The organism is Nitratireductor aquimarinus, from assembly GCF_017255295.1.
Lineage (GTDB): Bacteria > Pseudomonadota > Alphaproteobacteria > Rhizobiales > Rhizobiaceae > Nitratireductor > Nitratireductor aquimarinus.
The window spans coordinates 229,394-242,038 of sequence record NZ_JAFKDE010000010.1; the positions used below are offsets into that span (position 1 = coordinate 229,394).

The following is a 12,645-nucleotide window of genomic DNA, read 5'->3' on the forward strand; positions in this document are numbered from 1 at the left end:
GCCGGAAAGCCGGTGGCGTGGGGCCGGTGCGGCCGGCGCTGAAACCGTAAAGATACGGCACGGCAACTCATGTCGCGGCGCGATCCTCACTAGAGTGCGCGGGACTAACTCTCAATCCCGCTTTCGCAGTGTTCGGCCTTGTTTCGATAGTCGCGAGTTTCAGGTCTTTTTAGGGGTACATGAACGCTGCGCCATTCCAGGTGACCTCAATGAACGTGCTGCTGATGAATGTGCAAAGGTTTGCTGCTTCTTTTGCTGTGGCAGGCCGGTTTTGGTTGCGGCTGGCCAGTCGTGAGGGAGGGCTGTCTCTCCTGTTGCTCTTCCTTCTCGTTGTGGCGGGGGGCAGTTCATTTTCCTTGCCGGGCTATGCGCAGCACATTCCGCCCACGGCACCCTGCGTCTTTGGGGAGGACACGACGCCGGCTGGTTGGTTTAAGGCGGCAGGGTCACCGGACTGTTCCAACCTTGAAAAGTGGGGCTGGGGGAATCGGTGGATTGATGGCCCCCTTCCAGCGCTTCCGACTGGCGATGAGACATTTTCTACAATGTGGGCCAAAGCAGATCATGCGGAAGCTATTTATACAAATATAACAGGATTGGTTGTCGGGCGTTCTTACAAGATTCCCTTCTATGGGCTGATGCGGGGGGCGCAGCGTGTTAATCATAACGAAGCATGTGAGGGGCTGCGCTTGCGAATTGACCAAAAGACGCCGCAAAAATTTCCAATGCCATCGACAACCTGGACCCAGTCGGTACTCGAATTCACGGCCACTGCGACAAAGCAAAGACTGACCGTGAGCGCTTATAAGAAGACCGGTGCGTCCTCCTCTGAGTCCTGCGTCGCCCACTTTGCTATTGGTGCCTATCCCCTCGAAGTGATCAAGACAGCGTCGGTGGGGCAAGCTTTGGCCGGTGAAGATGTAACGTTCTCCTTCTCCGTCAAGAACACTGGTGCTGATCCGATGACCAATGTCCGGATCAAGGAGGATTTCCTTGAGCGTTCGGACGGCACCGCGCTGACGCTGACCACCGGGCCGACCTTTGTTTCCAACAGCGGTTCATCTCCGGAAGGGTCCCTGCAGCCCGGTGAGACTGCGACTTTCAAGGCTACCTACAGGCTCACCCAGGCCGATGTGAATGTTGGCAAACTCAGCAACCAGGCCGTTGGGGCGGGCACATTGCCCGGCGGTCAGGAAATCACGATCTACTCGCAGGCGAAGGCCGATGGCGATCAGGCCCCGACGGTCATAAATCTGCCGAGGACGTCCGCGATCGATCTGGTCAAGAAAGGGGCCTATCAGGACACCAATGCGAACCAGCTTCTCGATGTCGGCGATCGCATCATCTACAGCTTCGAGGTGGAGAATACCGGCAATGTCACCCTGACCGATGTGAAGGTGACGGACCCGCTGGGCACGGTGAATGGCGGCCCTCTGGCGACGCTGGCTCCCGGTGTCAAGGATACGACGACCTTTTCTCTTGCCTATGAGCTCACGCAGGCGGACATCAACAAGGGCGAAGTGATCAACGCCGCGAAGGTCGAGGCGAAGGATCCGGACAGCAAGACAATAAGCGACACCGCCTCGCTGACGACCGGGCTGGGCAGCAAGCATTCGATCAAGCTTGAGAAGCGTGGTGTTCATGTGGATGCCAACAACAATTCGGTCGTCGATCTCGGCGACCATATCCAGTACTCCTTCACCGTTACCAATTCCGGCGATGTCGAACTGAAAGACATCAGCCTGACCGATAACAATGCGTCGAGTGTCACCGGCGGTCCGATCGCCACGCTTGCCCCCCGCGTATCGGACAGCACCACATTCACGGCGCGCTACGATCTGAAGCAGAGCGACATCGATAATGGCGATGTGAAGAACACGGCGACCGTGACCGCGAAGGCGCCGGACGACACGCCCGTGACGGACAGCGCGTCGGTCACCACCCATGAGGAAGGCACGAGCAAGATCGTGCTCGAAAAAGCGGGGGTGTATGTCGATGCGAACGGCAACCAGAAAACCGATGTGGGCGACCGGATCAAATACAGTTTCAAGGTCAAGAATGCCGGTTCCCTGACGCTTTCCGACATCAGCATCACGGACCCTTCTGTCAGCGTTTCCGGGGGCACGCTTTCGCAACTCATTGTTGGGGATGAGGATAGCACCACTTTCTCGGCCTTTCATACTTTGACGCAGGCCGATCTGGACAGGGGCGAGGTCGTGAACAAGGCCACGGCCAGCGCCAAGGATCCGCACGGTCACGCGACGAGCGACACATCTGAAGTGACGGTTTCCATCGACACGAAAGAAGCTGTTTCGCTGGATAAGACCGGTAAATGGGTGGACACCAACAACAACAAGGTTGCTGATCTGGGGGATCGCATCGAATACACGTTCGCTGTGAAGAATACGGGCGAGGTAACGCTGAAGGATATCAGCGTGTCGGACCCCCTGATCAATGGCAGTCTCGCCGTTGCAGGGACGCTCGCGCCCGGGGATTCAAACACGACGCCTCTGACCGCGAATTATGATCTGACCCAGGCCGATCTGGACCGTGGCTCGGTGGTCAACACGGCGACCGTGAAGGCGAAAGCGCCCGATGACGGTGATGTGGATGACACCGGCTCGACATCAGTCAGCCTGCCCGAGGCGGCATCCATCAAGATCGAGAAAACCGTGACTTTTCAGGATCAGGGAACCATCGGCGTGATGGAGCCTGGCGACCGTCTGAACTACCGTTTCAAGGTTACGAACAATGGCAATGTGTCTCTTTCGGGCATCAAATTAAGTGATCCGGGCGCCGTTTTGTCGGGCACGACGGTTCCAGACCTCACGCCGGGCGCGAGCAATGATACGGCGGTCACGGGCTATCATGTTCTGACGCAGGCGGATGTCGACAACGGCGCCTACTCGAACACGGCGTCCGTGGAAGGGACGTCGCCGAGCGGGAAAAAGGCGGAAGCTCTTTCCACTGCCTCCTTCAGCATTACGGTAGCGCCGGCCATGAAGCTTGAGAAGACAGGCGTTTATCAAGACACGAACGGCAACGGGTTCGCAGATCCTGACGATCACATCAAATTTGCGTTCAAGGTCACGAACACCGGCAATGTGACGCTCGCGGCCGTCAAGATTACCGACCCCGCTCTGTCGCTCTCCGGGACGACGGTTCCGGATCTGACGCCGGGCAACAGTGATTCGACGGTGAGTGCGCTCTACAGGCTGACGCAGGCTGACATCGACAAAGGCAGGGTCGACAACAAGGCCACCGCGACCGTGCCGGTTGGAGAGGAGGAGACCGTAACGAGTGAGGCCAGCGCGACGGTCGAGATTGCGCAGTCCGCGTCGATCAAACTGACCAAGACGCTCGTCCGCACGGAAGACCGCAACGAGAACGGGGTCACCGATGTTGACGATGCGCTGATTTACAAGTTCAGCGTGGAAAATACCGGCAATGTGACGCTCAGCAATGTCCGTGTGACCGATCCGACTGCGCAGGTGACCGGCGAACCGCTTGCGACCCTTGCGCCAGGCGACGTTGATGAAGATACATTCACCGCTGCCTATCTTGTGAAGCAGGCCGATCTGGACAAGGGCAAGGTGTTGAATGAAGCGCAGGTCGCGGCGCTTGATCCATCGAGCCAGCAGGTGACCGGTTCCAGCAGTCTCGAGGTTCCGCTGACTGCCGCTCCCAAGGCGCGACTGATCAAGCGGGCGGTGCATGTCGACAGCAATGGCAATGGCCGCGTCGATGCCGAGGATCATGTCGAGTACCGCTTCAAGGTTGAGAATATCGGCAATGTGACATTGAGTGATCTCAAGGTGGAGGACGAGAAGGTTGAGGTCGCCGGCGGCCCGTTGAGCAGCCTGAACGTTGGCGATGCGGATGAAACGACATTCAGCGCCGACTACGAAATCACGCAGGCGGATGTCGATGCGGGGGAGGTGCGGAACACTGCCACGCTGCATGCGAAGGCGCCGGATGGAACTGCTCTGGAGGTTGTGTCGGAGACGGATGAGGGGGCTGGCGATACCGTCCTGGTGATTGAGCACAAGCCGGCCGTGGAACTCGTCTTGACGGGAACGCTCGTTGACGGGGATGAAAACGGTTATCCGGATGCCGGTGAGATTGTGCAATACGAACTGGCCGTAACGAATGCGGGGAACACGACCCTTTCCGGTGTGTCCATCCCGTCTGTGACGCTTACCCTGCCTGACGGCCGGGAGGTGCAGGTTCCGGTCAGCGGCGGGCCGCTGGACGGGTTTTTGCCGGGCGGGACAAACACGGATGCGTTTACCGCAAGCTACAGGTTGACGCAGGATGACATCGATCAGGGATTGCTGAACGCTGCTGCGACGGTAACCGGTTCGGATCCGTCCGGCGAAGAGGTTTCCGCAAGTTCTCAACATGAGTTGCCGCTGCCGCAACTGGCGTCTCTCGCTCTGACGAAGACGGGTGAATATCGTGGCGCTGGCGGGGTGCAGGCGCATCCCGGCGAAACGATCCACTATGAATTCGAGGTGGAGAATGACGGCAATGTCACGGTTGACAATGTTGCGCCGTCAGATCCCGGCCCGCTCTTTGGCGGCGCGCCTGCAAGCGGCAGTCTTTCGGCCTTTGCGCCGGCCAGTGCGACGCTGGCGCCGGGTGACAAGGCGAGGTTCACTGCCGACTATGTCCTGACTGCGACGGACATCCGCAATGCCCGGTCTCATGAGGCTGGCGCGGTGAATACCGCAGTGGCGCAGGGCGCGACGCCGCATGGGCGCAATGTGGTGTCGCCGGAGGCCGAGGCCAGCGTGCCCATGCCCGGTGTTTTTATTGGCAAGAGCACCCCGCTTTCGCAGGTGAGGCGCGGCGACCGTGTGCCCTATCAGTTGCGGGTCGCGGCTTACGCGCTCAAGACGGCGGTGGAGGTGAACGTCATTGACCTTCTCCCGCAGGGCTTCACCTACCAGACCGGCAGCGCGTCCGTGTCCTATGGACGTTTGGCGCCGAGACTGGAGGGGCGCAGGCTCATCTTTGAAAATGTCGAGCTCCAGCCGGACGAGCCACTTCTCATCGACCTGACCCTGCTGGCGACGGCGAGTGTGAAGCCGGGTGAGTATGTCAATCAGGCCTGGGTGGAGGATCTATCCGGAGAGGTTTTGACGGGAGTTGCCACCGCGACTGTGGAAGTGATTGTTGAGCCGGTGTTCGACTGTAGCGATATCACCGGTCTCGTTTTCAATGACCGCAATCGCAACGGCTATCCGGATGCCGGTGAAGAGGGCATTGCGGGTGCGCGGGTGGCCACGGCAAAGGGATTGCTGGTCACGGCCGGACCGAAGGGCAAATTCCATGTGGCCTGTGCTGATCTCCCGGATCAGCGGATCGGTACGAATTACATCATGAAGCTCGACCAGCGTTCTCTGCCGTCAGGTTATCGGGTGACCACGGAGAACCCGCGTGTTGTCCGGCTGACCGCCGGTAAGGTGACAAACATTCTGTTTGGCACGACCATCGGACGGGTGGTGCGGCTGGATGTGTCTGACGCTGCTTTCGCGCCGGATGGCGTTGAGTTGCAGGACGCGTGGCAGGGGCAGATCAAGCAGCTCGTCACTCTGCTGGATGCGGAGCCTTCCGTTCTTCGTCTTGTGTACCAGAGCAGCAATGCGGGAGGACGGCTGGCGGCGCGACGCATGCGCGCATTACGGCGTCACATTGCGGGTGAGTGGCAGAAGGTCGGTGGTCGCTATCGTCTCGAGGTGGAGACCAGAATGATCGGCGATACGAGATGATGACCGTATGGAATGCCGTTTGGCTCTAATCATCGCTGATGAATTGTTGTATTTCGTTCCTTCATGTTTGAGAAGTGTATCAATTAATATTTATAGTCCCATTTATATTAATTGAAGAGTAATAATTTCATCATTGGACACAAATGAGATTATTATGAAAATAGAAGAATATCTCAATCGAACGAAACCCCATAAAGGCCGCATGCGCCTTGGTCTGTTCGCTGCTGCCATGGTAACCGTTCTGGTGTCCATGGATGATAGTCGGGCGCAGGTTCCTGATTTTTCCACGTGCGATGAACGTTTGTGGCTGACCCAGGGAAATCCGACAAATCTGCTCTCGGTGGGGATGACCACAAATCCCTTTACCTTCACCAATGAGGGCGGAGAGACGTTCGCGCACAACGCGGCAGGTTTCCATCCCACAGACTTTTATGGCTATGCCATTCAGGCGGGTACGACTCCCAATCTGCTGCGCCTTGGCTCGAATGGACAGACACAAAATCTGGGCGCCATCGCCGGGATTCCTTCGGCCCCCAACATCAATGCAGGTGAGATCGCGGATGACGGGAGCTATTATGTGATCGGCAGCGCTGCGCCGAGTACCCTTTACAAGATCGATGTCGGGGCGGTCTCTGCGACAGCAATCACACTCAGCCGTGCCATCAACATTTTCGACCTGGCATGGTCCGGTGGCCGCCTCTACACAAAGGAGGGGGGCGCTACGGATCTAATCGCCATTGATCCGGTGACCGGCTCGGTGACAAGCGTCGGCAATACCGGCCTGGCCGCGGGAACGCAGTTTGGTGCGATGTTTGGAACGCCGGATGCCGTGTACGGTTCCGACAATGGCGGGAACGGCTTCTACAAATTCAATACCACGACGGGCCAGTCGACCCTTATTTCATCCTCGCCCGGCTCGGGAAACAATGATGGCCTGAAATGTGTGACGTCGTCTCTTCAGTTCGAGGCGGATATTCAGATCACCAAAACGGACGGACAGGAAGCCTATACGCCCGGGCAGGACGTCACCTATACGATGCAGGTCACCAATAATGGCCCCTTCGGCGCAGAGGCCATCGAGGTTTCGGACCCGCTGCCGGCAGGCATTGCCACCGCGAACTGGACATGCGCGGGTGCGAGCGGCGCGACATGTGAGAACGCCAGCGGGACCGGTGGCATTGATGCAGAACATCTCAACCTCCCTGCCAACGCGTCGGCCACCTACACGATCACCATGTCGGTTCCGGACGACTTCACCGGCGAGCTCAGCAACACGGTTTCGCTCGTGCTTCCCGATGATGTTGTCGACAACAATCTTGCCGACAACACGGCGACGGATGTGACGCAGGAAGCGTCCATGTCCCTCACCAAGGAAGCGGAGCTGCAGGACACCAACAATAACGGCGTCCCGGACGTTGATGAGAAGATCATCTACACTTTCACGGTCACCAATACGGGCGCAGCGCCGCTTTCGAACGTGACGGTTGATGATCCGGGCATCGTGACAAGTGGCTCGATTGCAACGCTGCCGCCGGGCGTGACGGACAGCGAAACGATTATTGGCGAGTACACCCTGACCGGTGCTGATATTGATTCTGGCTCGGTGGAAAACCACGCCACCGTGAATGCTCAGGACCCCGATGGTGATCCGGTCAGTGCTGAATCGGCACCTCCAGGCGGTCAACCGGGAGACGCCACGACCATTGACCTGCCGGGAAGCGCAGCAGTCGAGATCATCAAGACATCAACTTTGAACGATACCATCGCTAACGGTCGTCCCGACGCCGGCGAGATGATCGAATACACGTTCACCGTCACCAATTCGGGCAATCTCACGCTTACAGACATCGTGGTTTCAGACGACCGGGCGGATCTCGTGGGTAGCCCGATTGCAGGGCCGCTTGCGGCGGGCGACAGTGATACAAGCGTGACCGGAACCTATAAGATCACACAGGCCGATATTGATGCCGGTTCTGTCGCAAACCTGGCGTCAGCCACCGGTAAGGATCCGGCTGGAAATGATGTCACGGCTCAATCGAGTGCACCGGGAGGCGTTGCTGGCGAACCGACTGAAACGGAACTGCTCCAGACGCCGGAGAGTGATTTCGTCAAGGAGGTGTCTCACGTCGATGCCAATGGGAATGGCGCTGTGGATGCGGGTGAGCGGCTTGAATACACGTTTACGGTGGAGAACACGGGCAATGTGACGCTCACCAACGTCACTGTCAGCGATAGCAAGGCGCAGATCGTTGGTGGCCCCATCGCCTCTCTAGCCCCCGATGACGTGGATTCGACGACAATCACGGGCTACTACGATGTCACCCAGGCGGATGTCGACAGCGGTGGCGTGGACAACGTCGCTGAAGCCACGGCTTCGGACCCCAACGGGGCTCCTGTAAAGCGTACCTCGCGGCCGCCGGGCGGGATTCCCGGCGACAACACCACGCAGCCAGTGGTGGCGCAGGGCTCCATGGACGTCGTCAAGGAAGCGATGCTGAACGATGCCAATGGCAACGGTTTTGCTGATGCCAATGAGACAATCGGCTACACGTTCACGGTCATGAACACTGGCAATGTGAGCCTGACAGACATTGCAATCGAAGACGACAAGGCTGAAATCTCTGGAAGCCCGATTGCCGGACCATTGGCTCCGGGGGAAAGCGACACGAGTGCGACAGGCAGCTATACGATTACACAGGCCGATATCGATGCCGGGTCTTTTGCAAATGTTGCCACCGCTACCGGCGTGGACCCGCAGGGCGAGCCGGTTTCAGCTGAATCCCGCTCTGCAGATGGAGAAGCGGGCGACCCGACGACGATCGAGTTCCAGCCGAACCCATCCATCGAAGTTCACCTGGTGGACCAGTGGAGCGATTCTGACGGTAGCGGTTTCCCGGATTCGGGCGAGCCAGTACATTATGCCTTTACGGTGAAGAATACCGGTAACGTCACGATCAACAGCATCACCATTCCTTCGCTGGAAGTGGTTCCGGACCCCAATGTCAATCCGGCGGATGTTAGAATTGGTGTGAGGGCAACGGTTCCCGTTGCGGGCGGTACGCTCGCAAGCCTTGCTCCAGGCAGCGAAGATGGAACCACGTTCACCGCGTCCTATCCGTTGACGGCGGCCGAGATTGATGCCGGCGGGCAGACGGCGACTGCAGAGGTAGAAGGTCTGACCCCAAACGGTGAAGAAGTGTCTGATCTCTCCGACGATCCTCATGATGGCGAAAATGTCGAAGAGGAAGGGGATGGTGAGCCGGACGATCCAACCGCCACGCCCCTGCCGCAAAAGGTGTCGCTGGTCCTCGAGAAAAGCGGCGCATACCAGGGCGTCGGCACCGGCTTTGCCGAACCCGGTGATACGATTCTCTACACCTTTGCGGTAACGAATGACGGAAATGTCACTGTTGATGATGTGGTTCCGGTTGATGCAGGGCCGCGTTTCGATGGACGCCGGGGCAGAGGAAGCCTGTCTTCCTTTACGCCATCAAGTGCGGATATCGCAGCCGGTGACAGCGCAACCTTCACCGCCACCTATACTCTGAGCCAGGCTGATATCGATACTGCTCAGGGGATTGAGGATGGGGTGAAAAACACGGCGACGGCCACAGGTACGGGACCGCGCGGCCAGAAGGCAGCGGCAGCGGAAGCGGAAGCGTCGGTCGATCTGCCGGGGTATGCGATAAGCAAGATGTCTCCTCTGCGCGAGGTTCGCCGTGGCGGCAAGGTGCCCTATACGATCCGGGTCAAGATGCTCGGCATGCCGGGTTCGAGTACGGTCAATGTCATCGACATGACGCCTCCCGGGCTTACCTTCGTACCAGGTTCGGCGATGCTCGGTGATACCGGGATTGCACCGGTCGTGGCAGGTCGCAAACTCACCTTTGAGAATGTCGTTCTGACAGGCGATGAGGCCGTGGAAATCACGTTGGATCTGGCCGTCACTGCGGCTGCCAAGCCCGGCGAGTATGTGAACCGGGCCTGGGTTGAGGACCTTGAGGGTAATCCGATCTCGCGTGTAGCCACTGCCGTTGTCGAGGTGGTTATCGAGGCGGTCTTCGATTGCGGCGATATTATCGGCAAGGTGTTCGACGACAAGAACCGCAATGGTTATCAGGACAATGGTGAAATCGGCCTTGCAGGTGTTCGGGTCGCTTCGGTCAAGGGACTGTTGGTGACGGCAGATGCGGAGGGTCGCTTTCACATTGCCTGTGCTGACCTCCCGGACCAGCGTATCGGAACCAACTATATCCTCAAACTGGACCCGCGTTCGTTGCCTTCAGGGTACCGCCTGACTACCGAAAACCCGCGTGTGATCCGACTGACTGCCGGCAAGGTGTCGAAATTCACCTTCGGCGCTTCCATCGGAAGGGTTGTGCGTCTTGATCTGAGCGATGCCGCTTTCCAGGAAGACAGCACGGAACTTCGCCCGGAATGGCGGACCAGACTTGCTCAGATGATGCATCTGCTTGAGCAGGAGCCATCGATTCTGCGGCTGGTTTACACGGAAGCGGGTGAGGGGAAAAAGCTGGCGCTGAAGCGTAGCAAGGCAATGCGCAAGCACATTGCCCGTGAATGGCGTGAGGTCGGTCGTCGTTATCGCCTCGAGATCGAAAGCCAGCTTCACACCGCTGTTGGCGATGTGCCCGTGGAGCCAGTGAACGATCTTACGCTCTATAAGTAAGTCCCAGGTGCCCTTGCTTCACCTCGTATGATTTCGCGCATCTCGTTGGCCCACAGGCGGCGGGATGCGTGGAACTCTTCGGTCTGACCGCACAAGGGGCCGTTCATTCAAGCCTGTCCGCTGTTTCAGGTGGCGCTGATCTTGCTGAATGATCCCGTACTGGTCCCGGGTCTGTCGTTTCCTGTCTTTGCGCATTGGCGTGGCTGTTGCTGAAGCGGTCTTCTCCGTGTCGGAGAACGCATATTGGCACAGGTACATTGTCAGAAAACTCAAAACGAAGATCGATTGCCATGACTGCACGGCGCTTGGTTCACGGACATTTGAGGCTCATTGTACTCGCTTTCTGCGTGCGGTTCGCAGCAGGCCTCTCCAGACAGGCTCAGGTTTGTATCGTGATTTCAATGATTGCCCTGCTGGGCGGCGTCGAGCGCGCGCGGGCTGTTGAGGGTCTGGGGGTTTCTGGCACCTATTACGGCGGGCTCATCGGCTCCAACAAGGGCCACACCTCAATTACGCAATGCCCTGCAGGAACATTTTTGAGGGGAGTGCGCCATACAGATCATAACTTTACTGGCACCAGCAGCACCCACGGCATGACGGTGAGAGTGGATCTCTATTGCTCGCGTGTGACGACGGACGGCACAACCATTAATCTGGAGCCGCTTTTCACCGTGAATGGCTATGCATATCCCCGTCCGGGCAGTATACGAGTTAAGACCTGTCCTGCCGGGATGATCGCCAGGGCCTTTTATGGTCGGCATCGATCCACCGCCTCTGTACCCTGGACCAGCCAGGTTGGAATCCTGTGCACCAAGCTGGAGCTGAAAGCCGGACAGTGGATTCACTTCAATACGGCGTCCAACTCCAGCCGTCTTGATGCCGGCGTGATTGAAGGCAACGCGGCTCACTACAGTCGCGGCCCGTTTTGCGGAGGCAGCGATGACAGACTGTTTGCCGGTTATGCGCCTCAGCGCGGTGGCGCAGGGTATGACGGCATTCGCGCATACTGTGGCTATTTCGCCCAGGCCAGACTTTCGGCAACGATTGCCTTCAGCGATTTTGCATGGGACAAGACAATTGGCGGAAGCGGCTGGAACACGGCGCTGGCTCAGGGGGGCACGGCGCTTACAAATGGAGCCGCTGCCGATGTCTATGCGCAGCCAGGCGACAATGACGCTATGGCCTTCCAGAGCGCGCACGAGCTCTATGTCACGCCAGCGAGCAATTACGGAGCGCTGGTTAATCAGCGCCCGACCGGAATAAATGCGACCACCTATGTGGAAACGGGGTCATGCGCCGGGGGCAATGCATTTGCTCTTGTCGATGAGCAGGACGGAACCTGTGGACTGACGATCAATGGCCTGCCCGATATAGGTGTGAGCGGCACCGCCCCGGCGAGTTCCTTTACAGGCTATGGCGTTGCGCAGAATTTCACCATGACGGCCACGAATCATGGCCCTGGTGCGACCGATGGCGATGACGGGTTTACGCTGGTTGCCACGCTCCCCGCTGGTTGGTCGACCAGTGGCACATTGCCGGCGGGTTGTACGGAAAGCGGTGCGGTGGTTACCTGCAGCCTTAATGCAACGGCGCTTGCGGCCTCGTCAGGGCCGGGTGTTGCGGGAGGGACGGTCAGCTTTGCTATCCCTGTTGCTGTCAACCTGCCAGCGATGGCAGGCGATTACAGTGTAAGCGTTGTTCTGGGGCGATCCGCGCCGGATGGAGACGCCGATGCGACGAACAACGATTTTAACACCGGCAATGACAGCGCTAGCGTTCCCCTGAGTTTCCCCGCCGCGCCATCTTTATCGGTCCTGAAGACAGCTGTCCTGAACAGCAATGGAACGATCAGCTACACATTCAAGGTGGAGAACACGGGCAATGTGACGCTGACGGATGTTGCGCTGACCGATAATCATGCGGCAGTGACGGGCAGTCCGATTGCGACCCTTGCACCGGGTCCCACCAATGCGGTGACGCTGACGGGAACCTATACGGTGTCGCAGGCCGATATCGACGCCGGTCATGTGGACAATCTGGCGAGCGCCACGGGCAAGGATCCAGCCGATGCGGATGTGACGGCGCAGTCGCATCCGACCGGCGGGACGGCGGGCACGGCGACGCGGACGGACATTGCGCAGACGGCTTCGAGCGACTTCATCAAGACGGTGACGCATGTCGACA

3 protein-coding genes are annotated in these 12,645 nt (G+C 58.6%); all 3 read left to right on the top strand.

The window, feature by feature from the left end:
- The first annotated feature begins 209 nt into the window (after positions 1-209).
- Complete coding sequence (locus JYP46_RS18280) at positions 210-5,774, top strand: DUF7507 domain-containing protein (protein WP_206548905.1); 5,565 nt, start codon at positions 210-212, stop codon at positions 5,772-5,774.
- A gap of 154 nt (positions 5,775-5,928) precedes the next feature.
- The gene (locus JYP46_RS18285) at positions 5,929-10,461 is read left to right on the top strand and encodes a DUF11 domain-containing protein (protein WP_206548906.1); all 4,533 of its coding nucleotides are present in this window, start codon (positions 5,929-5,931) and stop codon (positions 10,459-10,461) included.
- 401 nt (positions 10,462-10,862) lie between these two features.
- Positions 10,863-12,645, top strand: a 1,783-nt coding sequence (locus JYP46_RS18290) for a DUF7507 domain-containing protein (RefSeq protein ID WP_420884111.1), incomplete at its 3' end; no start/stop codon positions are given.

What these genes read in the sequence shown, in the direction of transcription:
- JYP46_RS18280 (WP_206548905.1), top strand. Translation starts at nt 210, where the DNA reads ATGAACGTGCTGCTGATGAATGTGCAAAGGTTTGCTGCTTCTTTTGCT.
- JYP46_RS18285 (WP_206548906.1), top strand. Translation starts at nt 5,929, where the DNA reads ATGAAAATAGAAGAATATCTCAATCGAACGAAACCCCATAAAGGCCGC.